This window comes from Limnohabitans sp. TEGF005 (assembly GCF_055394835.1).
In genome coordinates this window covers 370,245-394,016 of the sequence record NZ_AP029226.1, presented here as the reverse complement: position 1 = coordinate 394,016, position 23,772 = coordinate 370,245, and the positions used below count along the sequence as shown (strand labels likewise).

The 23,772-nt window shown below is 59.1% G+C and carries 27 protein-coding genes; all 27 read right to left on the bottom strand.

Translation table 11 applies throughout. From position 1 onward, the window contains the following. Window positions 1-61: 61 nt before the first annotated feature. Window positions 62-850: a twin-arginine translocase subunit TatC gene (gene tatC / locus ACZ5RG_RS01835; protein WP_464447641.1), complete on the bottom strand. Its 789-nt coding sequence runs from the start codon at window positions 848-850 to the stop codon at window positions 62-64. A 42-nt stretch (window positions 851-892) separates the two neighbouring features. Next, complete coding sequence (tatB, locus tag ACZ5RG_RS01830; RefSeq protein WP_298601857.1) at window positions 893-1,360, bottom strand: Sec-independent protein translocase protein TatB; 468 nt, start codon at window positions 1,358-1,360, stop codon at window positions 893-895. A 25-nt stretch (window positions 1,361-1,385) separates the two neighbouring features. Further along, window positions 1,386-1,625, bottom strand: a complete 240-nt coding sequence (tatA, locus tag ACZ5RG_RS01825) for a Sec-independent protein translocase subunit TatA (protein ID WP_298601855.1) — start codon at window positions 1,623-1,625, stop codon at window positions 1,386-1,388. Between the two features lie 110 nt (window positions 1,626-1,735). After that, a complete protein-coding gene (locus tag ACZ5RG_RS01820; protein WP_464447640.1) occupies window positions 1,736-2,092 on the bottom strand; it encodes a histidine triad nucleotide-binding protein in 357 nt (118 codons plus the stop codon). A 27-nt stretch (window positions 2,093-2,119) separates the two neighbouring features. After that, entirely contained in the window at window positions 2,120-2,497 is a 378-nt protein-coding gene (locus ACZ5RG_RS01815) for a DUF4870 family protein (protein WP_298601850.1), read from the bottom strand. 3 nt (window positions 2,498-2,500) lie between these two features. Beyond that, the gene (locus ACZ5RG_RS01810; RefSeq protein ID WP_298601846.1) at window positions 2,501-2,917 is read right to left on the bottom strand and encodes a phosphoribosyl-ATP diphosphatase; all 417 of its coding nucleotides are present in this window, start codon (window positions 2,915-2,917) and stop codon (window positions 2,501-2,503) included. A gap of 5 nt (window positions 2,918-2,922) precedes the next feature. Further along, a complete protein-coding gene (gene hisI / locus ACZ5RG_RS01805) occupies window positions 2,923-3,312 on the bottom strand; it encodes a phosphoribosyl-AMP cyclohydrolase (protein ID WP_298601843.1) in 390 nt (129 codons plus the stop codon). A 2-nt stretch (window positions 3,313-3,314) separates the two neighbouring features. Then, complete coding sequence (gene hisF / locus ACZ5RG_RS01800; RefSeq protein WP_298601840.1) at window positions 3,315-4,115, bottom strand: imidazole glycerol phosphate synthase subunit HisF; 801 nt, start codon at window positions 4,113-4,115, stop codon at window positions 3,315-3,317. A gap of 19 nt (window positions 4,116-4,134) precedes the next feature. Next, on the bottom strand, window positions 4,135-5,004 hold the full coding sequence (locus ACZ5RG_RS01795; protein ID WP_315235125.1) for a D-hexose-6-phosphate mutarotase: 870 nt from the start codon (window positions 5,002-5,004) through the stop codon (window positions 4,135-4,137). Window positions 5,005-5,023: 19 nt separating this feature from the next. Continuing rightward, window positions 5,024-5,764 carry a 1-(5-phosphoribosyl)-5-[(5-phosphoribosylamino)methylideneamino]imidazole-4-carboxamide isomerase gene (gene hisA / locus ACZ5RG_RS01790; protein WP_298601835.1) on the bottom strand — a complete coding sequence of 247 codons (741 nt, stop codon included), beginning with the start codon at window positions 5,762-5,764 and terminating at the stop codon, window positions 5,024-5,026. A 44-nt stretch (window positions 5,765-5,808) separates the two neighbouring features. After that, window positions 5,809-6,465, bottom strand: a complete 657-nt coding sequence (hisH, locus tag ACZ5RG_RS01785; protein ID WP_464447639.1) for an imidazole glycerol phosphate synthase subunit HisH — start codon at window positions 6,463-6,465, stop codon at window positions 5,809-5,811. 1 nt (window position 6,466) lies between these two features. Continuing rightward, window positions 6,467-7,069 carry an imidazoleglycerol-phosphate dehydratase HisB gene (gene hisB, locus ACZ5RG_RS01780; protein ID WP_298601829.1) on the bottom strand — a complete coding sequence of 201 codons (603 nt, stop codon included), beginning with the start codon at window positions 7,067-7,069 and terminating at the stop codon, window positions 6,467-6,469. Continuing rightward, window positions 7,066-8,151 (bottom strand): histidinol-phosphate transaminase, encoded by a 1,086-nt coding sequence (hisC, locus tag ACZ5RG_RS01775; RefSeq protein WP_464447638.1) that lies wholly within the window; start codon window positions 8,149-8,151, stop codon window positions 7,066-7,068. The genes hisB and hisC overlap by 4 nt, the downstream gene beginning before the upstream one ends. Further along, window positions 8,148-9,491, bottom strand: coding sequence for a histidinol dehydrogenase (gene hisD, locus ACZ5RG_RS01770; RefSeq protein ID WP_464448169.1), 1,344 nt, complete (start codon window positions 9,489-9,491; stop codon window positions 8,148-8,150). Before hisD ends, hisC begins: the two co-directional genes overlap by 4 nt. A gap of 14 nt (window positions 9,492-9,505) precedes the next feature. Continuing rightward, entirely contained in the window at window positions 9,506-10,147 is a 642-nt protein-coding gene (gene hisG / locus ACZ5RG_RS01765; protein ID WP_298601823.1) for an ATP phosphoribosyltransferase, read from the bottom strand. Further along, on the bottom strand, window positions 10,144-11,409 hold the full coding sequence (murA, locus tag ACZ5RG_RS01760; RefSeq protein ID WP_315137921.1) for a UDP-N-acetylglucosamine 1-carboxyvinyltransferase: 1,266 nt from the start codon (window positions 11,407-11,409) through the stop codon (window positions 10,144-10,146). Before murA ends, hisG begins: the two co-directional genes overlap by 4 nt. A 49-nt stretch (window positions 11,410-11,458) precedes the next feature. Further along, window positions 11,459-11,701, bottom strand: coding sequence for a BolA family protein (locus ACZ5RG_RS01755; protein ID WP_019429787.1), 243 nt, complete (start codon window positions 11,699-11,701; stop codon window positions 11,459-11,461). A 6-nt stretch (window positions 11,702-11,707) separates the two neighbouring features. Beyond that, on the bottom strand, window positions 11,708-12,463 hold the full coding sequence (locus ACZ5RG_RS01750) for an ABC transporter permease (RefSeq protein WP_298601896.1): 756 nt from the start codon (window positions 12,461-12,463) through the stop codon (window positions 11,708-11,710). A 74-nt stretch (window positions 12,464-12,537) separates the two neighbouring features. Then, window positions 12,538-13,461 (bottom strand): ABC transporter ATP-binding protein, encoded by a 924-nt coding sequence (locus ACZ5RG_RS01745; RefSeq protein ID WP_464447637.1) that lies wholly within the window; start codon window positions 13,459-13,461, stop codon window positions 12,538-12,540. Window positions 13,462-13,545: 84 nt separating this feature from the next. Next, entirely contained in the window at window positions 13,546-13,824 is a 279-nt protein-coding gene (locus tag ACZ5RG_RS01740) for an STAS domain-containing protein (RefSeq protein WP_298601813.1), read from the bottom strand. Window positions 13,825-13,835: 11 nt separating this feature from the next. Next, on the bottom strand, window positions 13,836-14,489 hold the full coding sequence (locus ACZ5RG_RS01735) for an MlaC/ttg2D family ABC transporter substrate-binding protein (RefSeq protein WP_315137925.1): 654 nt from the start codon (window positions 14,487-14,489) through the stop codon (window positions 13,836-13,838). Between the two features lie 78 nt (window positions 14,490-14,567). Further along, window positions 14,568-15,287, bottom strand: a complete 720-nt coding sequence (locus ACZ5RG_RS01730) for a VacJ family lipoprotein (RefSeq protein WP_315235130.1) — start codon at window positions 15,285-15,287, stop codon at window positions 14,568-14,570. Window positions 15,288-15,295: 8 nt separating this feature from the next. Further along, window positions 15,296-15,775, bottom strand: coding sequence for an outer membrane lipid asymmetry maintenance protein MlaD (gene mlaD / locus ACZ5RG_RS01725; protein ID WP_298601806.1), 480 nt, complete (start codon window positions 15,773-15,775; stop codon window positions 15,296-15,298). 10 nt (window positions 15,776-15,785) lie between these two features. After that, entirely contained in the window at window positions 15,786-16,568 is a 783-nt protein-coding gene (mlaE, locus tag ACZ5RG_RS01720; protein WP_298601801.1) for a lipid asymmetry maintenance ABC transporter permease subunit MlaE, read from the bottom strand. Next, a complete protein-coding gene (locus ACZ5RG_RS01715) occupies window positions 16,565-17,380 on the bottom strand; it encodes an ABC transporter ATP-binding protein (protein ID WP_298601798.1) in 816 nt (271 codons plus the stop codon). The genes mlaE and ACZ5RG_RS01715 overlap by 4 nt, the downstream gene beginning before the upstream one ends. A 104-nt stretch (window positions 17,381-17,484) precedes the next feature. Next, window positions 17,485-18,951, bottom strand: coding sequence for a glutamate synthase subunit beta (locus tag ACZ5RG_RS01710; RefSeq protein ID WP_019429796.1), 1,467 nt, complete (start codon window positions 18,949-18,951; stop codon window positions 17,485-17,487). Between the two features lie 30 nt (window positions 18,952-18,981). Beyond that, a complete protein-coding gene (locus tag ACZ5RG_RS01705) occupies window positions 18,982-23,673 on the bottom strand; it encodes a glutamate synthase-related protein (RefSeq protein ID WP_315137935.1) in 4,692 nt (1,563 codons plus the stop codon). Between the last annotated feature and the right edge of the window lie 99 nt (window positions 23,674-23,772).

Here is a 23,772-nt window from a genome sequence, read left to right as displayed (position 1 = left end):
ACTTCCTGCTCCATGCAAAAGAGGCCTGTCGGCCTCTTTTGTTTTGGGAAATCCGATGTCGTCAAGAAGCGACTTCAGGTTCTTGCGGCGGCTGTGTGTGTTTGATGAAAATTTGTGCGGCCCAGATGCCCAGCTCATACAGCAAGCACATCGGGATGGCCAAGGCCAATTGCGATACCACATCGGGCGGGGTGACCACGGCTGCAATCACAAAAGCCAACACCACAAAATAGCCCCGAAAATCCTTCAGCTTTTGCACGCTGACCACACCCATGCGGGCCAACACAACCACGGCAACAGGCACCTCAAAAGCCAGTCCAAAGGCCAAGAACATGGACAACACAAAGCTCAAATAAGCCTCGATGTCAGGCGCGGCCGTGATGCTTTTGGGGGCGAAGCTCTGGATGAAGCTGAACACCTGGCCGAACACAAAGAAGTAACAAAAAGCCACCCCAATGAAAAACAACAAAGTGCTGGAAACCACCAAAGGCATGACCAGTTTTTTCTCGTGGCTGTAAAGACCTGGCGCAATGAACGCCCAGACTTGGTAAAGCACCACGGGCAAAGCGATCAAGAACGCGGCCATCAGCAAAATCTTGAGCGGCACCATGAAAGGAGAGATGACCGAGGTGGCGATCAAGGTGGCGCCTTTGGGCAAATGCACCACCAAAGGTGCCGCCAAGATATCGTACAAATTGCCGGGGCCAGGGTATATGGCCAGCGCAGCAGCTGCCACCGCCACGGCGGCCACGGCCCAGATCAGGCGGTCGCGCAACTCGATCAGGTGCGCCACAAAAGGTTGCTCAGAACCTTTGAGTTCGTCGTCGGACTGGGAAGGGGTATCGGACATGGGGGAGTCGGTTGGACGTTGCGCACCCAAGGTGCGCAGGCGTCACACAGAATTGAGGGGCTTGGGCCGGTAACGGGCTACACGAGCGGCACCCGAAAGCGCTTTGGTTCGAACCCCGGAACGGGCTTTGTACCACTGAGGCATCGCACCCCGCTTGAGGCGCCAATTCTTATCGGGCCGCACGTAATAAGGCGGTGGGGGCTCAATGGCAGGCAGATCACTGTTCAGCCCAGCCGTGGTGTCGGCCCAGTCTTTTTCAAAATCAGAGGCCGTGGTTTGAACGGTTTGCTCGACATCGCGAGCCGCCGTTTCCATGGTCTCTTTCATCTTTTTAAGCTCTTCCAGGTCCATGGACCGGTTCACCTCGGCCTTGACATCGGCGACGTAACGCTGGGCCTTGCCCAGTAAAGTGCCCATTGTGCGGGCCACTTTAGGCAGTTTTTCGGGGCCGATGACGATCAACGCCACCACCCCGATGAGCGCCATTTTTGAAAAACTTAAGTCCAGCACAGTGCAGCGTTCGGTCGTTCAAGCATCAAGACTTGGTCTTGGCTTCGACGTCGATGGTGGTCTTTTCGGCCTGGGCCGAAGAGGCCACTTGACCAGCCACTGGCGACTCTGCTTCAGGCTTGGTACCGCCCTCTTTCATGCCGTCTTTAAAGCCTTTGACGGCACCACCCAGGTCAGAGCCCATGTTTTTGAGCTTTTTGGTGCCAAACACCATGACCACGATCAACAGCACGATCAGCCAGTGCCAAATGGAAAAGGAACCCATGAATATCTCCTAACGTAGTTGCAAGATTCTAAGGGGTGATACCCCCCAAAACCGATCTGCCTTGCTTGAACAAGGAATTGAGGTCCGCCCGCTTGTTTGACAAGCCCGCTTTAGCCCTTGAGCCAGGGACGCGGACCGCCCATGACGTGCATGTGCAGGTGATGCACTTCCTGCCCGCCTTCGGAGCCGTTATTGACCACGATGCGGAAACCGCCCTCGGGGTAAGGCGTGCAACCCGCTTGCAGGGCCAGTTTGGGGACCAAGGTCATCATGTGGCCCATCAAACCTGCATGCTCCGGGGCCAACTGGGCCATCGAGGGGATGTGCAGCTTGGGAATGATCAGGAAATGGACAGGTGCCCAAGGGGCGATGTCGTGGAAGGCGAACACATGTTCGTCTTCGTACACTTTGCGCGACGGGATTTGACCCGCGATGATTTTGCAAAAAATACAGTTGGCGTCGGTCATGGCTTGATCGTTGTCTAAAGTCAAAATTCAGTCGGTCACCGGGCGCTGCCCGTTCAAACGCACCATGCCCAGCACGATGCGGTACAAAAACCAGATGGAAATACCCACCCAGGCCAGCCAACCCGGCAACACAAAGAAGAACCAAAGCGGGAACGTCACCAAATACAACACAGCCGCCCAAATCACGGTGCGGATGCGGTAGCTGAAATGTGTGGCCTCCCAGCCTGCGGCATCGCCTTTTTTGACCAGATCGATGATCAGCGCCACCACCAGCAAGGCCGGGCCCATTTGCGCGCCAGGCACCACGGCACTCACCGCCACGATCAGGTGCAGGATGTAGCTGACCCAGCTGATGGTGCGGGTGCTGTCGTCCAGCGGCTGCTCATGGGGGGGCTGTTGGTTCACGGCTTATTCTCCAAGCCGTTCGCGCTCTTGCACCTTGCGCAGGGCTTTTTCTTCCAGCCCGCTCAGGCCTTCGCGGCGGGCCAGCTCATTGACCACATCAGCGGGTGTCAGGCCATAGTGCGCCAGCGCGATCATGCTGTGGAACCACAAATCGGCCACTTCATAGACCAGCTTGCTGGCATCACCGCCGTGGTCAACATCCTTGGCGGCCATCACGGTTTCAGTGGCTTCTTCGCCAATCTTTTTCAGAAAAGCGTCGGGGCCTTTGTGCAAGAGGCGTGCTACGTAGCTTTTTTCAGGATCGCCGCCGTTGACCGCCTTGCGACTTTCGATGATGGCGGCCAGACGCGCCAAGGTGTCTTCTGAAGACTGCGCCAAGGTGTCTTCTGACGACGGGGATGGGGAATCGGTCGAGCTCATGGCAATCACTTGTAAATGGTTTCAGGGTCTTTCAAGACCGGGTCAGTGGCCAGCCAAGCGTCGGCTTGCAGGCTCTGGAAAAAGCAGCTGTGGCGACCCGTATGACAGGCAATGCCCGGCTCGTGCCCCAGCTGGGTGACTTTGAGCAACACCACATCGTTGTCGCAGTCGAGGCGAATGTCGTGCACCGTCTGCACATGGCCAGACTCTTCGCCCTTGAACCACAGTTTGTTGCGCGAGCGGCTGAAATACACCGCCCGCTTGAGCTCGGCCGTCTTTTGCAGTGCCTCGCGGTTCATCCAGGCAAACATCAGCACATCGCCGCTGTGATTTTCCTGAGCGATGACCGGCACTAGGCCTTTGTCATCCCATTTGATTTTGTCGAGCCAATTCATGTTCACAACCTGACCTGAATGCCACGTTCCCGCATCCGCTCTTTGGCCTGCTGCACCGTGTATTCACCGTAGTGAAAGATGCTGGCGGCCAGTACCGCGTCGGCGCCGCCGATGCTCACGCCATCGGCCAAGTGATCGAGGTTACCCACGCCGCCTGATGCGATCACGGGCACGCTCACGGCGTCGCTCACGGCGCGGGTCAGTTGCAGGTCAAAGCCGCTTTTGGTGCCGTCGCGGTCCATGCTGGTCAGCAAGATTTCGCCTGCGCCGTACTCGGCCATTTGGGTGGCCCAGGCCACCGCGTCCAGGCCCACGTTTTTGCGGCCACCGTGGCTGTACACATCCCAGCCTGGCCCCATGGCCAGGCCATTCGCGCCGATGCGTTGCTCGTCTTCGGCTGTGCGGCGCTTGGCGTCGATGGCGACCACGATGCACTGCGCACCGTATTTGGCCGAGGCTTCGCGGATGACTTGCGGGTTGGCAATGGCCGCCGAGTTGAAGCTGGTTTTGTCAGCCCCAGCGTTGAGCAGTCGGCGCACATCTTCCACCGTGCGCACACCGCCACCCACCGTGAGCGGGATGAAAACCTGGCTGGCCACGGCTTCGATGATGTGCAGGATCACGTCACGGCCATCGCTGGTCGCGGTGATGTCGAGGAAAGTCAGCTCGTCTGCACCCTGCTCGTTGTAACGTGCCGCGATTTCGACCGGGTCTCCGGCATCGCGCAGTTCGACAAAGTTAACGCCTTTGACCACGCGACCGCCGGTCACGTCGAGGCAAGGGATGATGCGTTTGGCCAGCATGGGGGTCTCTTTTCAAATCTCAGTGGGTCAGCGCTTGCAAGCGCTGCCAGCCTTCCCATCGCCCGCCCGCAGACAAGGTAATGGGTTCATAAACCTGCGCAGCTTCGACGCACAACATGTGACGCCAGCCCTCATCGGGCATGTCAGCCAAGCGCTTGCAGAGGTCTTGCGCGGGGTTCCAGACCACTGTGTTGGCCCAGCTGGGGCTTTGGCTGATGCGCAAGGTCTGGTTCAGCGTCAAGGCTTGTGCGGACGTTTTGGCATCGGCCTCGTAAACGCGGTCAAATTCGGCCACAAAACGCAGCGCATCGGCGGCTAACGCATGGGTGTCGTTGAGCGAATCCCATTCGGGCTGTCCACCCAGGCCATGCAATGTTGCAACGGTCACGTCAGGCACTGCCAAGTAGGTGTGCAATGCGCCCGAAAACGCCAACGGTTGGGTGTCGGTGTTGTGCACCCGCAGCGTCAGCTGCACTTCGCCAGGGCTCAAGTCGATTTGCAATTGCAGCTCAAACGCTTGCGGCCACCAGGCGAGGGTCTGGGCGTTGTCGGTCAAGCGCAGCGTGAGCCGAGCATGGTCTGCACGCAAGTCGGGCGCGTCAGCCTGCCAAGCCACGTTTCGTGCAAAACCGTGTTTGGGCAGCCGATCGGCCATGGGGCCGCGCTGGTTGAACTGCGGGAAGCACACCGGCACACCGCCTCGAATGGCGGCTTGGCCGTCCATCACGCTTTGAGGACTGAGGTAAAGCTGTTCTTGCCCGCCCGACACCCAGGACAGCACATGCGCGCCGTGCAGCGCGACCACCAAGCGGTCGCCCGTGGGCAAGGCCAGCTCGCAAGCCGGCAGGCCTGCGAACACGGTGTCGCGACAAGTGGCCTGCCCGGTCATCTGGAACTTCCTGTGGATTTCAACCGTTGAGTTCGTCGGCGCGTTTTTGCGCCAGCGCAAAGTCGAGGTCGCCCGAATACACAGCGCGGCCGCAGATCACGCCTTCCACGCCTTCGCCTTCCACCGCGCACAGCTGCTCGATGTCGGCCATGTTGGACAGGCCGCCCGATGCGATAACGGGGATGGTAAGGGCCTGCGCCAGCTTGACGGTGGCGTCGATGTTGATGCCGCTGAGCATGCCATCACGGCCGATGTCGGTGTAGATGATGGACTCGACGCCCCAGTCTTCGAATTTTTTGGCCAAGTCCACGACTTCATGACCCGTGAGCTTGCTCCAGCCGTCTGTGGCGACTTTGCCATCCTTGGCGTCCAAACCCACGATGATGTGGCCGCCAAAGGCCGTGCAGGCGTCCTTCAAAAAACCGGGGTTCTTGACGGCGGCGGTGCCGATGATGACGTAGCGCAGGCCGCTGTCGATGTATTTTTCGATCGTGTCCAGATCACGGATGCCGCCGCCCAGTTGCACCGGAATGTCATCGCCCACCGCCTTGAGGATGGATTTGATGGCACTAAAATTTTGCGGCTTGCCGGCAAAAGCGCCGTTCAGATCGACCAGATGCAAGCGACGTGCGCCTTTTTCGAGCCAGGTGCGGGCCATGGCAGCGGGGTCTTCACCGAAGGTTGTGGCTTGGTCCATATCGCCCTGTTTGAGGCGAACGCAATGGCCGTCTTTGAGGTCAATGGCGGGGATCAGAATCATGGCAAATTAAAAGCAGGTGGAAGAAAAACGGCAGTGAAAACCACTCAAGGCTGCCAGTGGAGGAAATTGCGGAACAAGGCCAAACCTTGGTCGGCGCTTTTTTCGGGGTGAAACTGGGTCGCGAAAATATTGTCACGGGCAATCGCACAGGCAAAACGACCGCCGTAATCGGTTTCGGCCGCACTGTGCGCTGGGTTGGCCACCTGGGCATAGAAGCTGTGCACAAAATAATACCAGCTGCCATCGTCAATGCCTTGCCAAAGGGCGTGCGCAGGCTGGGCTTGCCACACCTGGTTCCAGCCCATTTGTGGCACTTTGTAGCGGGTGCCGTCGGGTTGAATTTGCCCCGCCAACTCGAACTTGACCACCTTGCCAGGAATCAGGCCCAAGCCCGGCGTGTCGCCCTCGTCGCTGTGATCGAGCAGCATCTGCATGCCTACACACACGCCAAACAGCGGTTTGCTGACGGCCGCTTCGAGCACGGCTTCGATCAGGCCCGATTCGCGCAACTCGCGCATGCAGTCGGGCATGGCGCCCTGCCCTGGCAAAACCACGCGGTGCGCATCACGTACGACCTGAGGGTTGGAGGTCACGGTGACTTCGGCATGGTCCACGCTGGACGCGGCATGGATCACCGCTTGCGCCACAGAGCGCAAATTGCCCATGCCGTAATCGACGACGGCGACGCGGTTGACGCTCATGTCAGAGGCTGCCTTTGGTGGAGGGAATCACACCGGCCGAGCGCGGATCGAGTTCGAGCGCCGCACGCACGGCGCGGGCAAAGGCCTTGAAAATCGTCTCGCACTGGTGGTGTGCGTTCACGCCCTTGAGGTTGTCGATGTGCAAGGTGCAGAGGGCGTGGTTCACAAAACCCTGGAAAAACTCATACACCAGCTGCGTATCCAAGGCGCCCAGCGAGCCGGACGTGAACTTCACATCCATGTGCAAACCGGGGCGACCTGAAAAATCCACCACCACACGGCTTAAAGCTTCGTCCAACGGCACGTAAGAATGGCCGTAACGGCGAATGCCTTTTTTGTCGCCAATGGCCTGGGCAAATGCCTGGCCCAAGGTGATGCCGATGTCTTCTACGGTGTGGTGACCATCGATGTGCAAGTCGCCTTCGCAGCTGATGTCCAGATCGATCAGGCCGTGGCGCGCAATCTGGTCGAGCATGTGGTCCAGAAATCCGATGCCTGTGGCCAGCTTGGCCTGGCCGGTGCCATCCAGGTTGATGGCGACGCGGATGTTCGTCTCGGCCGTCTTGCGGGTCACGTTGGCTGTGCGGTCAGCGCTGCTGTTCATAAGGAGGCTTTCAAAGCGGCAAGGAGTTGGTCGTTTTCTGCGGCGGTGCCCACCGTCAGGCGCAGGCAATTGGCCAGCAGTGGGTGCATTTTAGAAACGTTCTTGATCAGCACACCGTGCGCCTTCAGACCTTCAAAGGTTTTGGCCGCATCGGGCACGCGGGCCAAAATCATATTGGCTTCGCTTGGGAACGGCGACACGCCGGGCAATGCGGCCAGTTCACGCTGCAAACGGGCACGCTGTTCGCGCAGGTCTTTGGCCTGTGCGACAAACACCTCGGCGTGCTCCAAGGCAAACAAGGCGCACTCGCAATTGAGCACACTGATGTTGTAGGGCGGGCGGACTTTGTCGACCTCGGCCACCAAGGCTTTGGGGCCCACCATGTAACCCAAACGCACACCGGCCAGACCGAACTTGCTGAGTGTGCGCATCAAAAGCACATGCGAGTGGCGCGTGATGCGGTCGATGTAGCTTCGGCTGGCAAAGGGCTGGTAAGCCTCGTCCATGACGACCAGCCCGCCTTGGGCACCTTGCGCGAGCACGATCTTTTCGATCACATCGTCGTTCCACAAATTGCCCGTGGGGTTGTTGGGGTAAGCCAGGTAAACGATGGAAGGCTTGTGCTCGGCAATGGCGGCCAGCATGGCAGTTTCATCGAGTTCAAAATCGGCCGTGAGTGGCACGCCGTGAAAGGCCAGGCCTTGCAGTTGGGCGCTCATGGCGTACATCACAAAGCCCGGCAGCGGGGCGAGGATGGCAGCGCCAGGGACGTCGCAAGCCAGCGCCAGCAGCGAAATCAGCTCGTCCGAGCCGTTGCCCAACATGATGTCGAAGCCTTCGGGCATGCCTGCGTGCGTGGCGAGCGCGTGGCGCAAGTCGTTCACGCGGCCATCGGGATAGCGGTTCAGCGCCAGTGCACCCAGCCGCTCGCCCAAAGCCTTTTGCAAATCTACGGGCAATCTGTGCGGGTTTTCCATCGCGTCAAGCTTGACCATGCCCGCCGAATCCTGGATGGCGTAGGCGTGCATGGACTGCACGTCTTGGCGAATGCGTTGCATCAATTTGGGGCTGACGTTGCTCATTTCGTATCTCGCATCGGGGGCACAGGGTTCAAACGCAACTCGGCAGCGCGGGCATGGGCTTGCAGGCCTTCTCCGTAAGCCAGCTCGGCGGCAATGCGGCCCAAGGGCTGAGCACCGGCTTCGCTGACCTCGATCAGGCTGGAGCGTTTCTGGAAGTCATAAACACCCAAAGGCGAAGAGAACCGCGCCGTGCCGCTGGTGGGCAGCACGTGGTTGGGACCTGCGCAGTAGTCGCCCAAACTTTCGCTGGTGAACGCGCCCAAAAAGATCGCGCCCGCGTGGCGAAGCAGGGGCTCCCAGCGGTGCGGGTCGCGGCTGGACACCTCAAGGTGTTCGGGCGCGATGCGGTTGCTGATGGCGCAGGCTTCTTCCATGCTGCGCGTCAAGATCAATGCGCCTCGGTCATTCAGGCTTTTGGCGATGATCTCGCGCCGTGGCATCTCGGGCAGCAGGCGGTCGATGGCAGCTTGCACCTCGGCGATGTAAGTCGCATCGGGGCACAGCAAAATGCTCTGTGCAAGTTCGTCGTGCTCGGCCTGGCTGAACAAATCCATCGCCACCCATTCAGCGGGTGTGCTGCCGTCGGCAAGCACCAGAATTTCGCTGGGGCCGGCGATCATGTCGATGCCCACGGTGCCGAACACGCGCTTTTTGGCGCTGGCCACATAGGCATTGCCGGGGCCGGTGATCTTGTCCACCTTGGGGATGGTGGCGGTGCCGTAAGCCAATGCAGCCACAGCCTGTGCACCGCCCACTGTGAATGCGCGGCTCACACCGGCCACACAGGCGGCGGCCAACACCAGCGGGTTGCGCACACCGGCTGGCGTGGGCACCACCATGATGATCTCTTGCACTCCGGCCACATGGGCAGGAATCGCATTCATCAACACCGAAGACGGGTAAGCGGCTTTGCCGCCAGGCACATAAATGCCCACACGGTCGAGCGGCGTGACTTTTTGGCCCAGCAAGGTGCCGTCTTCGTCGCGGTAACTCCAGCTCTCGCCAGATGCTTTCTTTTGTGCCTCGTGGTACTTGCGCACACGGGCCGCAGCGGCCTGCAAGGCTTCGCGCTGTGCAGCCGGAAGGCTGTCGAGCGCCGCTTGCAACTCGGCTTGGGTGATCTCCAGCGCCTTCACATCAGCCGCTTGCAAACCGTCAAAGCGCTGGGTGTAATCGAGCACGGCCGCATCGCCACGCTTTTGCACATCGGCCAGAATGTCGGCCACGCGCTGCTCAATGGCGGCGTCGGTATCGGCAGACCAATGCAGGCGGGCAGCAAAGGCCGCTTCAAAACCGGCATCAGCCGTGTTCAGTTGCAAGGGTTTTGCGTGCAGGCCCATAGCGTTCATGTCTTTCAGTCTTTTTTCACAGCGCCCGCAAAGGCGTCGATGATGGCCCGGATCGGCGCTTGCTTGAGCTTGAGTGCGGCCTGGTTAACCACCAAGCGCGAGCTGATGTCCATGATGCGTTCGACCTCGACCAGGTGGTTGGCCTTGAGCGTGTTGCCCGTCGACACCAGATCGACAATCGCATCGGCCAAGCCAGTCAACGGGGCCAACTCCATGCTGCCATAGAGCTTGATCAGGTCAACGTGCACACCCTTGGTGGCAAAAAAGTCACGGGCAATCGCGGTGTATTTGGTCGCTACTTTCAGGCGCGAGCCGGTACGCACGGCACTGGCATAGTCGTAGTCAGCACGCACGGCCACGCTCATGCGGCACTTGGCAATGTTCAGGTCCAGCGGCTGGTACAGGCCTTGACCGCCGTGCTCGATCAAGGTGTCGAGACCGGTCACGCCCAAATCGGCACCGCCGTACTCCACATAGGTGGGCACATCGCTGGCACGCACCAGCACCACGCGCACATGGGGCTGGTTGGTGGGCAAGATCAGCTTGCGTGATTTTTCGGGGTCTTCGAGCACCTCGATGCCAGCGGCCAGCAGCAGCGGCAAGGTTTCGTCAAAGATGCGTCCTTTGGACAGGGCCAGCGTGATCATTTCACTCTTTCAATGTCGGCCCCCAGGCCGCGCAGTTTCAGTTCCATGCGGTCATAGCCGCGGTCCAGGTGGTAAATGCGGTCGACGATGGTTTCGCCTTCGGCCACCAAACCGGCAATCACCAGGCTGGCAGAAGCCCGCAAGTCAGTGGCCATGACGATGGCACCCGACAATTTATCCACCCCTTCGATGACCGACACCTTGCCGTCGATTTGGATATGAGCACCCAGGCGCACCAACTCGTTGACGTGCATGAAGCGGTTTTCAAAAATCGTCTCGGTCACCTTGCTCGTGCCTTGCGAGATGCAGTTGAGCGCCATGAACTGGGCCTGCATGTCGGTCGGGAAACCGGGGTATTCGGTGGTGCGAAAGCTCTGCGCCTTCAGGCGGCCATCGGCCTTGACGCGGATAAAGCCTTCGCCCGCTTCGATGGTGGCACCGGCGTCGCGCAGTTTTTCGATGACCACTTCGAGGTGGTCGGCACGGCCGTGGCGCAACACCACGTCACCGCCCGTGGCAGCGACCGCGCACAAGAACGTGCCCGCCTCGATGCGGTCGGCCACCACTTGGTGCTGGCAGCCATGCAAACGCTCAACCCCTTGGATGCGAATGCGGCGTGTGCCGTGGCCTTCGATCTTGGCGCCCATCTTGATGAGCATCTCGGCCAGATCGCCAATTTCAGGCTCTTGTGCGGCGTTTTCGAGCACGGTTTCGCCTTCGGCCAAAGCCGCCGCCATCATGAAGTTTTCAGTGCCGGTCACGGTGACCATGTCGGTGGTGATGTGCGCGCCCTTCAGGCGCGTGCGGCCTGCAGGCAAGCTGGCCAGCATGTAACCATGGTCCACCGTGATCTCGGCCCCCATGGCCTGCAGGCCCTTGATGTGCTGGTCCACCGGGCGCGAACCGATGGCGCAACCGCCAGGGAGCGACACCTTGGCATGGCCAAAACGGGCCAGCAAAGGCCCCAATGCCAGCACCGAAGCGCGCATGGTTTTCACCAATTCGTAAGGCGCTTCGGGGTTGTTCAGGCCACCCGCATCCAGCGTGACGCGACCGTCTTCATGGTGCTCGGCCGTCACGCCCATGTTGCGGATCAGCTTGAGCATGGTCGACACGTCTTGCAGGCGCGGCACATTGGCCAACGTGACAGGCTCGGCGCTCAACAAGGCGGCGCACAACTCGGGCAAGGCGGCGTTTTTGGCACCTGCCACATCCAGCGTGCCTTGCAGGCGCTTGCCGCCGCGAATTTTCAGTTTGTCCATGGATCAACTCAGTGTGCGTTTTAGCGAGGGCTCAAGTGGGGAAAAGCGATCAGTTCGCTTGCGCGGCCCACTCGGCGGGCGTGTAGGTCTTCATCGACAAAGCATGCACTTCATCGGTGTGCATTTTTTGGCCCAGCGTTGCGTACACGCGTTGGTGGCGGGCAATGGGACGCATGCCGGCAAAGGCTTCAGACACCACCACGGCGCTCCAATGTCGGCCATCGCCCTCCACACTGAGGTGGGTGCAAGTGAGGCCTGCGGCGATGATGGCTTGAAGTTGCTCTGCGTTCATGGGGGTTCAGCTCCGGATTTTGTAGCCGGTGCGCAAAAGGTAAAGGGTCAGGCTGCTGATGAGCACCAAGGCGGTGCCCACCACGGCCAGACTGGTCCAAGGTGAGACATCGCTTTGGCCAAAAAAGCCATAACGAAAACCGTCAATCATGTAGAAAAACGGGTTCAAGTGGCTGATTTTTTGCCAAAACGGCGGCAAAGAATGAATGGAATAAAACACACCCGACAAAAAGGTCATCGGCATGATGATGAAGTTCTGGAACGCGGCCATCTGGTCAAACTTTTCAGCCCACAGACCGGCGATCACACCCAAAGCGCCCATCATGGCCGCACCCATCAAGGCGAAAGTCAAAATCCACAGCAGATTCACAAAGTGGATGTTGACCATCCAGCCGGTGATGACAAAGACACCCAGACCCACGGCCAAACCACGCACCACAGACGAGCCCACATAGGCCACAAACCAGCTGCGGTGCGACAAAGGCGTGAGCAGCAAAAACACCAGACTGCCCATGATCTTGCTCTGCACCAAACTTGACGAGCTGTTGGCAAAGGCGTTTTGCAACACGCCCATCATGATCAGGCCCGGCAACAAAAACGAGGTGTAAGGCACTTGGTCATACACCTTAACGTGGTCTTCCAGCACATGGCCGAAGATCAGCATATAGAGCACCGAGGTCAGCACGGGCGCGGCCACAGTCTGGAAAGCCACTTTCCAGAAACGCAACACTTCTTTGTATAAAAGGGTTTGCCAGCCGAGCATGAATCCGCCATGCACCGCCACGTCAAGCAGCTCAGCGCCGGAAACGGGCGATTCAGGGGTTGGCTTTGCGGTGCTCATGCAGCAACCCCTTTGCGGTTCATGACTTCCAAAAACACGTCTTCCAGGTCGGCCTGTCGGATCTCGACGTCTTCGACCACCAAACCCGCCGTACGCAGGGTGGCCAAGTGGTTTTCGATCTCGACCGCGTTGTGCACCGGCAATTGCACGATGCGGCCCGTCACGCGGGCCATGGCCGCCACAGCCGGCGGCAAGTCGCCATCGAGTTTGAAGCGCAGCACCTGGCTGGTGGCCGAGCGCAGCAAATCCGAGGTGCGCTCTAAGGCCAGCAACTGGCCACGCTTGAGCATGGCGATGCGCCCGCACAAGGCCTCGGCCTCTTCTAGGTAATGGGTGGTCAGCAAGACGGTGTGTCCTTGCTTGTTGAGTTTGGCGATGAACTGCCACAGCGTCTGACGCAGCTCGACATCGACCCCAGCGGTCGGCTCGTCGAGCACGATCACGCGTGGTTTGTGCACCAAGGCTTGCGCCACCAGTACTCGGCGCTTCATGCCGCCCGAGAGTTGGCGCATATTGGAGCCCGCCTTGTCGGCCAGGCCCAGGCTGTCCAGCAGCTCGTCGATCCAGGCGTCGTTGTTCTTGACACCGAAATAGCCCGACTGAATGCGCAAGGACTCACGCACTGTGAAAAAAGGGTCAAACACCAGCTCTTGCGGCACCACGCCCAGCAAGCGACGCGCTGTGGCGTAGTCGGCCTGTACATCGTGGCCATGGACCAGTACTTTGCCTTGGCTTGCGCGAGTCAAGCCTGCCAAGGTGCTGATCAAAGTGGTTTTGCCTGCGCCGTTGGGGCCGAGCAGACCAAAGAACTCGCCCTCCTGAACGTCAAAGCTGACCTGGTCGAGCGCTTTGAACGCAGCTGCACCCGCCTGTTTGGCTAGGTAGGTTTTAGAGACGGATTGGAATGAGAGCGCGGGCATGGAAGGGCTGTATTTTAAGTGCTGGCCTACTGCCCCCAGAGCAATAGTGGGGGATCGGGGCAAAAAGACCCCAAAACCGGCTATTCAGACCTGCACAAGCAAGTCAAGCACACCGTACAGGCTGGCCAATTCGCGCAGACGGGACGTCATGCCCCTGATCTGCAATGAACCGCCGTGCGCCAAGACCACACGGCGCAAGCCCAGCAAAACGGCCAAAGCCGAAGAGTCAAACGCGACCAACGCAGAGGCGTCCACTTCAACGTCGGGCTTCGCATCCAGAGGCAATTGCGCCACCCACTCGGCCAAACAAGCGTCCGCTTGGTCATGCAGCAAGGTTTGGGGCAAAGTCAATGCGCTGATCATGTTTGACTGACTCAGGAAGCTTTGGCGTTGGTTTTATTGCGCGCGGCCAAGCTGGCGATCAGCGCATCGATACCACCGGCATTGATTTCTTTGGTGAATTGGGTGCGGTAATTTTCGACCAACCAGACACCCAGGACATTCAGGTCAAAAATCATCCAGCCAGCACCTTCTCCGGGCGTTTTTTCAAGGCGGTAGTCCAGCTGGATCGGGTCACCTTTGCCTCGCACTTCGGTGTTGACTACCAGATTTTTGTCTTCTTGGCCTGCACGCAAAGGCTTGACCACCACGACCTGGTCACTGACCTGACTGAGCGCTCCGGAATAGGTGCGCACCAACAAAACCTTGAATTCATCTTGCAGGCGTTTTTGCTGTTCTGGTGTGGCTTTTCGCCATGCTGGCCCTGTGGCCAATGCGGTCATGCGGCGAAAATTCACATGCGGCATCAGTTGGCTGTCGACCAGTTGCATGATTTTGCCGATGTCGCCATTTCGCAGAGCCTTGTCGGCCTTGATGGTGCTCAAGGTGTCGTTGGTGATGCGCTTGATGAAGGCCTCTGGGGCTTCGTCTGCAGCCCAAGCGGGCACCCCGGTGCAGCACAGCGCCAAAACACCGACGGTGGTCAAAAGATGGCGGCGGTTCACAGGCAATACGGACATGTTTTTCATCAGCTAACTATACGGTCAAGAGGCAGGCCTCTTGTAACAACTGTAACGAGCGGCAGGCCGTCTCGCCATGGGTGCAACTCAGGGTGCCTCTGACTCAGAGTAATCAAAAACCGCCGGTGGATTGCCGTCGTGAATGTCATTGATCCGTTTTTGCAGATACCCATCCCGAACAAATGTGTAAGGGTCCAAGGCGGCCGCCTTGACGACATCAACGGTCTGAAGCAGCCCTGAACGTACATCCAATACACCCGTCACGGACAGAACGTTGCGGGTCGCGGTATCGTTGAATTGCGGCACGAGGTTGCCCTGCATGTCGAGCGGCATGGCAACCGTGTCTCGCAAAGTCGACGGCCCAAACAAAGGCAACACCACATAGGGCCCGGGCTTGACACCCCAATAACCCAAGGTCTGACCGAAGTCTTCCTTGCGTTTCTCAAGTCGCATTTCTGTGGCCACATCGAGCACACCGCCCAAACCAAAAACCGTATTCACGCTGATGCGCATGAGCGTCTCGACTGTGGCCTGGCCCTTCAATTGCAGGGCGCTATTGGCCATGGACCACACATCGCCCAGGTTACCCAGAAAATTGTGAATGCCCGTACGCACCGGGCTGGGCAGCACAGCGGTGTAGGCCTTCGCTGCAGGCTTGAGGGCCAAGTTGTCCAGCGCGTCGTTGAAGTTGTAAACACTTCGGTTCATTGACTCCCAAGGGTCGCGCACGTCCGCATGCTGAACACTGGCACAGCCCTGCAAGGCCAACACCATGAAGCCAGCGCACAGCAGCAAAATTCTTCGCATGGAATGGCTCATGGTTTTTGACTTTCTGCCGCCGGTTTTTCGGCTTGGCTAAACAAAAATTGGCTGATCAGGTTTTCCAAAATGACCGCTGACTGGGTCGATCCAATTCGGTCACCGGCTACCAGATTTTTTTCATCTGCACCGGGCGACACATCCAGGTATTGCTCGCCCAGCAGGCCACTGGTGAGGATTTTCAGGGCGCTGTCCTGGGGAAACGCGTGTTCCGACTGCAAAGCCAAAGTGACCTTGGCCTGAAACGACTCACCATCAAATTCGATTTTCTTGACGCGGCCAACCACCACACCGGCGCTCTTGACGGCGGCACCCGGTTTGAGACCACCAATGTTGTCAAATTTGGCGCTGACATCGTAGCTGGCGTTGAAGTTCAAGGTCAACAGGTTGGCGGCCTTGAGTGCCAGAAACAGCACGGCCACCGCGCCCAACAAGACAAACAAACCGACCCACACATCATTTTTTGAACGTTGCATGCCGTCCTCCTCAAATACTGAACATCATCGCGGTCAGGATGAAATCCAGTCCCAACACCGACAAGGAAGAAACCACCACGCTGCGCGTGGTGGCACTGGCCACACCCTCGGGCGTGGGCTTGGCCACATAACCCTGGAGCAAGGCAATGAAAGTCACAGCAACGGCAAACACCACACTTTTGATGATGCCGTTGCCCACATCTTTGAAGACATCAACGCCGCCTTGCATCTGGCTCCAGAACGAACCCGAATCGACACCAATCAGCAGCACACCCACCACATAGCCGCCCAGGATACCGACTGCGCTGAACACGGCCGCCAACAGGGGCAAGGCAATGATGCCCCCCCAAAAGCGCGGTGCCAGGATGCGCTGAATGGGGTCCACAGCCATCATTTCCAGCGCCGTGAGTTGTTCGCCCGCACGCATGAGACCGATCTCGGCCGTGAGTGAAGCCCCTGCGCGACCGGCATAAAGCAAGGCCGCCACCACAGGCCCGAGTTCGCGCACCAGACTCAGGGCGACCAACAAGCCCAGCGCCTCGGCCGAGCCATAGCGTTGCAAGGTGTAGTAGCCCTGCAAACTCAACACAAAGCCCACAAACAAGCCCGACACGGTGATGATGGCCAGCGAATAATTGCCCAAAAAATGCACTTGGTCACGCACCAGGCCAAAGCGCTTGAGGGCTGCGCCAGACATGCCCACCAACTTAAAGAACAGGCGAGCACCAAAGCCCCAATCCGTCAGCATCTGACGGGTGGATGCGCCCAAAGCGCCCAACACAGCGGTGATCATGCAGCCCTCCGGTCGTAGTCTTGCGCTATCGAGGGGGCCGGGTAATGGAAAGGCACGGGGCCGTCGCTGAGCGCATGCACAAACTGGTGGATCAAGGGGTCAGTGCTGACGCGCAACTCAGCGGGCGTGCCTTGCGCTGCCACACCGCCATTGGCCAGAATAACCACATGGTCGGCGATCTCAAAGGTCTCGGTCACATCGTGCGACACGACCACGCTGGTGATGCCCAAGCTGTCGTTCAAGCGGCGAATCAGGCGTGCTGCCGTGCCCAGCGAGATCGGATCGAGTCCGGCAAAGGGCTCGTCGTACATGATGAGGTCGGGGTCGAGTGCAATGGCGCGAGCCAAGGCCACACGGCGGCTCATGCCACCGGAAATTTCTGAGGGTTTCAGGTCACGGGCACCCCGCAAGCCCACCGCATCCAGCTTCATGAGCACGATGTCGCGGATCAGGTCCTCAGACAAACGGGTGTGCTCGCGCAAGGGGAAGGCCACGTTGTCGAACACACTCATGTCGGTGAACAAAGCGCCAAACTGGAACAGCATGCCCATGCGGCGACGGGCTGCATACAGCTCGGTCTGGCGCATGGTGGTGATGTCGTCCCCATCAAACAGCATCTGGCCTTGGCTGGCGCGAATCTGACCACCTATCAGCCGCAGCACGGTTGTTTTACCCCCGCCAGACACCCCCATCAGAGCCGTGACTTGGCCACGAGGCACGTTGAAGCTCAGGTTCTTCAAGATGACTCGGTCGCCGTACCCAAAGCTCAGGTCGCGCAATTCAACAAGGGGTGGTGCAGATGTGGTGTTCATGAAAAACAAGAGCCGGGTTGTCCGGCTCTTGTGATGTTATGACCCCAAGGTCAACGCGATGTAAACCTTGGTGTTCTAGGGATTTTACCTAGAACCGGCCAGCCTTAGCGCGGCAGGTCGCTCTTGCCCATCAAAAACTCATCCACCGAACGTGCGGCCTGACGACCTTCGCGAATGGCCCAGACCACCAACGATTGCCCACGGCGCATGTCGCCCGCAGCAAACACCTTGTCCACATTGGTGGCATAGCCGCCTGTGAAGTCGGTGCTGGCCTTGGCGTTGCCACGGGCATCTTTGTCTACGCCAAAGGCTTCGAGCACGGTCGCGACCGGGTTCACAAAGCCCATGGCCAACAAGACCAAGTCGGCTTTGTATTCTTTTTCGGAGCCTGGAATCTCGACCATCTTGCCGTCTTTGAACTCGACGTGCACCGTCTTCAAACCCGTGACCTTGCCTTTTTCGCCAATGAATTCCTTGGTCGATACCGCAAATTCGCGGGTGCAACCTTCATCGTGCGAAGAAGAAGTGCGCAGCTTCATGGGCCAGTAAGGCCAGGTGAGCGGGCGGTTTTCTTCTTTGGGTGGCTCAGGCATCACCTCGAACTGCGTGACGCTGACGGCACCGTGGCGGTTAGATGTGCCTACGCAATCCGAGCCGGTGTCACCGCCACCGATCACGATGACGTTTTTGCCATCGGCACGCAACTGACCTTTGAGCTTGTCGCCCGCATTCACCTTGTTTTGCTGGGGCAAAAACTCCATCGCAAAGTGGATTCCGTCCAGATCGCGACCGGGCACAGGCAAGTCACGCGACTGCTCGGAACCGCCAGTCAGCAACACCGCGTCAAAGTCTTTTTTGAGCTGCTCTGCCGAGATGGTTTCCTTGGCCCAGTTGGTGACCTTGGAGTCTTTGGGCCAACTGCCGACCAGCACGCTGGTGCGAATGGTCACGCCTTCGGCTTCGAGCTGCTTGACGCGACGGTCGATGTGCGTCTTTTCCATCTTGAAGTCGGGGATACCGTAGCGCAGCAAGCCGCCCACACGGTCGTTCTTTTCGAACAAGGTCACATCGTGACCTGCACGGGCCAGCTGCTGTGCTGCAGCGAGGCCAGCGGGGCCCGCACCAATCACAGCCACTTTTTTACCGGTCTTGACCTTGGCAGGACGAGGTGTCACCCAGCCCTCGGCCCAAGCGCGGTCGATGATGGCGTGCTCAATCGACTTGATGCCCACGGCGTCGTCGTTCACGTTGACCACGCAAGCCGCCTCGCATGGTGCAGGGCAGATGCGGCCCGTGAACTCGGGGAAGTTGTTGGTGCTGTGCAGCACTTCGATCGCGTTTTTCCAGTCGCCTTCGAACACCAGATTGTTGAAGTCTGGAATGATGTTGTTGACCGGGCAACCGTTGTTGCAAAACGGCGTGCCGCAATCCATGCAACGCGCAGCCTGTTTCTTGGCTTGCTCGTCGGTCAAACCGATCACGAACTCACCGTAGTTCTTCAAGCGCTCGGCGACGGGTTTGTAACCTTCTTCGATGCGCTCGAATTCCATGAAGCCTGTGATTTTTCCCATGATGCTATTCCTTCAATCTTGACGTTCGGCTCAGGCGGCCACAGGCTGGGTGGCCTTGGCGGCTTTGCGGGCATTGATTTCGCCGAGAGCACGCTTGTATTCGTTCGGGAAGACCTTGACGAACTTGGCGCGGGCCGTGGCCCAGTTGTCCAACAACTCGCGGGCACGCTGGCTTCCGGTCCACTTGTGGTGGTCTTCCAGCAATTTCTTCAGCTGCGCTTCGTCGGTCTGGTCACGGTGCCACACATTGCGGTCAATTTGCGCTTCCTGCTCGGCGGTGCTCAGCACCTTTTCCATGCTGACCATGGCGGTGTTGCAACGCGACGCAAATTGGCCGTCTTCGTCATACACGTACGCCAAACCACCGCTCATACCTGCACCGAAGTTGCGGCCAGTCTTGCCCAGCACCGCCACGGTGCCGCCAGTCATGTATTCGCAACCATGGTCGCCAGTGCCTTCGACCACGGCCGTGGCACCCGACAAACGCACGGCGAAACGCTCGCCGCCCACACCCGCAAAGAAAGCTTCACCACTGGTAGCGCCGTACATGACGGTGTTGCCCACGATGATGTTTTGCGATGCCACGCCACGGAACTCCAGACTTGGGCGCACCACCACACGGCCGCCCGACAAGCCTTTGCCGGTGTAGTCGTTGGCTTCACCGATCAAATACAAGGTGATGCCTTTGGCCAGGAACGCACCAAACGATTGACCGCCTGTGCCTTCCAGCTGGATGCGCAGGGTGTCGTCTGGCAGACCTTCAGGGTGCACCTTGGTCACGGCACCGGACAACATGGCACCGACGGAACGGTTCACGTTGCGAGTGACTTCCATGAACTGGACTTTTTCGCCCTTGTCAATGGCCGCGCGGCTCTTGGCGATCAACACGTTGTCGAGGGCCTTTTCAAGACCGTGGTCCTGAGTGGACACATGGCGCACCGCCACATCGGCAGGCACTTGTGGCACAGCCAGCAGACGGCTGAAGTCCAAGCCTTTGGCTTTCCAGTGTTCAACGCCCATCTTCATGTCGAGCAGGTCAGCACGACCCACCAGATCGTCGAACTTGGCGATGCCCAACTGGGCCATGATCTGACGTGCTTCTTCAGCGATGAAGAAGAAGTAGTTCACGACGTGCTCGGGTTTGCCCGAGAACTTTTTGCGCAACTCGGGGTCTTGCGTGGCCACGCCCACCGGGCAGGTGTTCAGGTGGCACTTGCGCATCATGATGCAGCCCTCGACCACCAGCGGTGCAGTGGCAAAGCCGAACTCGTCTGCGCCCAGCAAGGCACCGATGGCCACGTCACGGCCGGTCTTCATCTGACCGTCGGCCTGCACACGAATGCGACCGCGCAAACCGTTGAGCACCAAGGTCTGCTGGGTTTCGGCCAAGCCGATTTCCCAAGGCGAGCCCGCATGCTTAACCGACGACCAAGGCGATGCGCCCGTGCCACCGTCGTGACCCGCGATCACGAGGTGGTCGCTCTTGCACTTGGCCACACCGGCAGCGATGGTGCCAACGCCGATTTCAGACACCAGCTTGACGCTGATGTCACTGTGTGGGGCCACGTTCTTCAGGTCGTGGATCAGCTGGGCCAAGTCCTCGATCGAGTAGATGTCATGGTGGGGCGGTGGCGAGATCAAACCGACGCCGGGCACAGAATGGCGCAGCTTGCCGATGTAGTCGGACACTTTGCCACCCGGCAACTGACCGCCTTCACCGGGCTTGGCGCCCTGAGCCATCTTGATCTGGATCTGATCCGCGCTGGACAGGTATTCGGCGGTAACGCCAAACCGGCCCGAAGCCACCTGCTTGATGCGTGAACGCAAAGAGTCGCCATCTCGCAAAGGCAAGTCGACTTCGACGTTTTCGGCACCGATCACGCTCTTCAAGGAATCACCCTGCTTGATCGGGATGCCCTTGAGCTCATTGCGGTAACGTGCCGAGTCTTCACCGCCTTCACCGGTGTTGCTCTTGCCGCCAATGCGGTTCATGGCCACAGCCAGAGTGGCGTGTGCTTCGGTAGAAATCGAACCCAAGGACATCGCACCCGTGGCGAAGCGCTTGACGATCTCTGCGGCTGGCTCGACCTGCTCGAGCGGGATGGCTTTGGACGGATCGATCTTGAATTCGAACAAACCGCGCAGGGTCATGTGGCGCTTGCTCTGGTCGTTGATGATCTGGGCGTATTCCTTGTAGGTGTTGAAGTTGTTGGCACGGGTAGAGTGCTGCAACTTGGCAATCGCGTCAGGCGTCCACATGTGCTCTTCGCCACGGGCACGCCAAGCGTATTCGCCACCTGCATCGAGCATGGTGGCCAGCAGGGGGTCATCACCAAACGCGGCTGTGTGCATGCGAATGGCTTCTTCGGCGATTTCGAACACGCCAATGCCGCCCACGCGGCTGGCCGTGCCGGTGAAATACTTGCTGATGGTCGCGCTGTTGATGCCGATGGCTTCAAACAACTGCGCACCGCAATACGACATGTAGGTGCTCACGCCCATCTTGGACATGATCTTGGACAAGCCCTTGCCAATCGCCTTGACGTAGTTGTAGATGGCCTTTTCGGCCGACAAGTCACCGGACAATTCCTTGTGCATGGCCGCCAGGGTTTCCATGGCGAGGTAAGGGTGCACGGCTTCGGCACCGTAACCGGCCAACACGGCAAAGTGGTGCACTTCGCGGGCGGTCCCGGTTTCAACCACCAAGCCTGCAGTGGTGCGCAGACCTTCACTCACCAAATGCTGGTGAATGGCCGACAGCGCCAACAAAGCAGGCACAGCCACCTGGGTGGCGTTCACACCGCGGTCGCTGATGATCAGAATGTTGTGGCCGCCCTTGATGGCGTCCACGGCTTCAGCGCACAAAGAAGCGAGCTTGGCTTCAACACCTTCATGCCCCCACGACACTGGATAAGTGATGTCCAGCGTAGCGCTCTTGAACTTGCCCTTGGTGGCTTGCTCGATGTTGCGCAGCTTGGCCATGTCAGCAAAGTCCAGCACCGGCTGGCTGACTTCGAGGCGCATGGGCGGGTTGACCTGGTTGATGTCCAGCAAGTTGGGCTTGGGGCCGATGAAGGACACCAGCGACATCACGATCGCTTCACGGATCGGGTCAATCGGCGGGTTGGTCACTTGCGCGAACAACTGCTTGAAGTAGTTGTACAGCGGCTTATTTTTGTCGGACAAGACGGCCAGCGGGCTGTCATTGCCCATGGAGCCCAGCGCTTCTTCACCCGCTTGGGCCATGGGCGCCAGCAAGAACTTGATGTCTTCTTGCGTGGTGCCAAAGGCTTGTTGCAAGTCCAGCAATTGCACAGCAGAAGCCGCCGCCACAGGGGCTGCGGCCACATCGTCCAGCTTGACGCGCAGGTTTTCGATCCACTGCTTGTAAGGTTTGCTGCTGGCCAGGCTCGACTTGAGCTCTTCGTCGTCGATCATGCGACCTTGTTCCAGATCGATCAGGAACATCTTGCCGGGCTGCAGACGCCACTTGCGCACGATCTTGCTTTCGGGGATCGGCAACACGCCGGTTTCCGAACCCATGATGACCATGTCGTCGTCGGTGATGATGTAACGCGATGGACGCAAACCGTTGCGGTCCAGTGTGGCGCCGATCTGACGGCCATCGGTGAACACGATCGACGCGGGGCCATCCCATGGCTCCAGCATCGCAGCGTGGTATTCATAGAAGGCCTTGCGGCGCTCGTCCATGGTGGTGTGCTGCTCCCATGGCTCTGGGATCATCATCATCACAGCCTGGCTGATGGGGTAGCCCGCCATGGTCAGCAGTTCAAGGCAGTTGTCGAAGGTGGCGGTGTCGGACTGACCGGCAAAGCTGATGGGGTACAGCTTTTGCAGGTCGCCAGCCAACACGGGCGAAGACATCACACCTTCGCGGGCCTTCATCCAGTTGTAGTTGCCTTTGACGGTGTTGATCTCGCCGTTGTGTGCCACATAGCGGTAAGGGTGCGCCAATGGCCACTCGGGGAAGGTGTTGGTCGAGAAGCGCTGGTGCACCAGACCCAAGGCCGAGACGCAGCGCTCGTCTTGCAGGTCCAAGTAATACGTGCCCACTTGGTCGGCCAACAGCAAGCCCTTGTACACCGCAGTGCGGCTGGACATGCTGGGGATGTAGTACTCGTTGCTGTGCGTCAGATTCAAGGCCTGGATGGCCGCGCTGGCGGTTTTGCGGATCACATACAACTTGCGCTCAAGGGCGTCTTGCACGATCACATCGGCGCCACGGCCAATGAAGATCTGGCGCATGACCGGCTCTTTTTCGCGCACGCGCGGCGACATGGGCATGTCGCGGTTGACCGGCACATCGCGCCAGCCCAACACCACTTGTCCCTCGGCCTTGACAGCGCGTTCCAACTCTTGTTCGCACGCCATGCGAGAGGCGTGTTCTTTGGGCAAAAACACCATGCCCACGCCGTATTCACCGAAAGGCGGCAGCGCAATGCCCTGCTTGGCCATTTCGTCGCGGTAAAGCGCATCGGGCAGCTGAATCAAGATACCGGCACCGTCGCCCATGAGCGCATCGGCACCCACAGCACCCCGGTGGTCCAGGTTTTGCAAAATCAAGAGCGCTTGCGTGACGATGGCATGGGTCTTGTGACCCTTGATGTGGGCTACAAAGCCCACACCACATGCATCGTGCTCGTTGGCCGGGTCATAGAGACCGGTGGATTGGAAATGTTCTTTTTCGGATGCCGTGGTCATGGCGCGCTCCTAAGGGTTTTTACGCAGACTGAAGAGTGTAGTGCACAGCAGCATCCATGCCAAGAAAATTAATTGGGGTCAGATCCCAATTAATTCCAG

Coding starts and splice junctions, on each gene's coding strand:
- tatC (WP_464447641.1), bottom strand. CDS start 850: ATGTCCGATACCCCTTCCCAGTCCGACGACGAACTCAAAGGTTCTGAG.
- tatA (WP_298601855.1), bottom strand. CDS start 1,625: ATGGGTTCCTTTTCCATTTGGCACTGGCTGATCGTGCTGTTGATCGTG.
- ACZ5RG_RS01820 (WP_464447640.1), bottom strand. CDS start 2,092: ATGACCGACGCCAACTGTATTTTTTGCAAAATCATCGCGGGTCAAATC.
- ACZ5RG_RS01810 (WP_298601846.1), bottom strand. CDS start 2,917: ATGAGCTCGACCGATTCCCCATCCCCGTCGTCAGAAGACACCTTGGCG.
- hisI (WP_298601843.1), bottom strand. CDS start 3,312: ATGAATTGGCTCGACAAAATCAAATGGGATGACAAAGGCCTAGTGCCG.
- hisF (WP_298601840.1), bottom strand. CDS start 4,115: ATGCTGGCCAAACGCATCATCCCTTGCCTCGACGTGACCGGCGGTCGC.
- ACZ5RG_RS01795 (WP_315235125.1), bottom strand. CDS start 5,004: ATGACCGGGCAGGCCACTTGTCGCGACACCGTGTTCGCAGGCCTGCCG.
- hisA (WP_298601835.1), bottom strand. CDS start 5,764: ATGATTCTGATCCCCGCCATTGACCTCAAAGACGGCCATTGCGTTCGC.
- hisH (WP_464447639.1), bottom strand. CDS start 6,465: ATGAGCGTCAACCGCGTCGCCGTCGTCGATTACGGCATGGGCAATTTG.
- hisB (WP_298601829.1), bottom strand. CDS start 7,069: ATGAACAGCAGCGCTGACCGCACAGCCAACGTGACCCGCAAGACGGCC.
- hisC (WP_464447638.1), bottom strand. CDS start 8,151: ATGAGCAACGTCAGCCCCAAATTGATGCAACGCATTCGCCAAGACGTG.
- hisD (WP_464448169.1), bottom strand. CDS start 9,491: ATGGGCCTGCACGCAAAACCCTTGCAACTGAACACGGCTGATGCCGGT.
- hisG (WP_298601823.1), bottom strand. CDS start 10,147: ATGATCACGCTGGCCCTGTCCAAAGGACGCATCTTTGACGAAACCTTG.
- murA (WP_315137921.1), bottom strand. CDS start 11,409: ATGGACAAACTGAAAATTCGCGGCGGCAAGCGCCTGCAAGGCACGCTG.
- ACZ5RG_RS01755 (WP_019429787.1), bottom strand. CDS start 11,701: ATGAACGCAGAGCAACTTCAAGCCATCATCGCCGCAGGCCTCACTTGC.
- ACZ5RG_RS01750 (WP_298601896.1), bottom strand. CDS start 12,463: ATGCTCGGCTGGCAAACCCTTTTATACAAAGAAGTGTTGCGTTTCTGG.
- ACZ5RG_RS01745 (WP_464447637.1), bottom strand. CDS start 13,461: ATGCCCGCGCTCTCATTCCAATCCGTCTCTAAAACCTACCTAGCCAAA.
- ACZ5RG_RS01740 (WP_298601813.1), bottom strand. CDS start 13,824: ATGATCAGCGCATTGACTTTGCCCCAAACCTTGCTGCATGACCAAGCG.
- ACZ5RG_RS01735 (WP_315137925.1), bottom strand. CDS start 14,489: ATGAAAAACATGTCCGTATTGCCTGTGAACCGCCGCCATCTTTTGACC.
- ACZ5RG_RS01730 (WP_315235130.1), bottom strand. CDS start 15,287: ATGCGAAGAATTTTGCTGCTGTGCGCTGGCTTCATGGTGTTGGCCTTG.
- mlaD (WP_298601806.1), bottom strand. CDS start 15,775: ATGCAACGTTCAAAAAATGATGTGTGGGTCGGTTTGTTTGTCTTGTTG.
- mlaE (WP_298601801.1), bottom strand. CDS start 16,568: ATGATCACCGCTGTGTTGGGCGCTTTGGGCGCATCCACCCGTCAGATG.
- ACZ5RG_RS01715 (WP_298601798.1), bottom strand. CDS start 17,380: ATGAACACCACATCTGCACCACCCCTTGTTGAATTGCGCGACCTGAGC.
- ACZ5RG_RS01710 (WP_019429796.1), bottom strand. CDS start 18,951: ATGGGAAAAATCACAGGCTTCATGGAATTCGAGCGCATCGAAGAAGGT.
- ACZ5RG_RS01705 (WP_315137935.1), bottom strand. CDS start 23,673: ATGACCACGGCATCCGAAAAAGAACATTTCCAATCCACCGGTCTCTAT.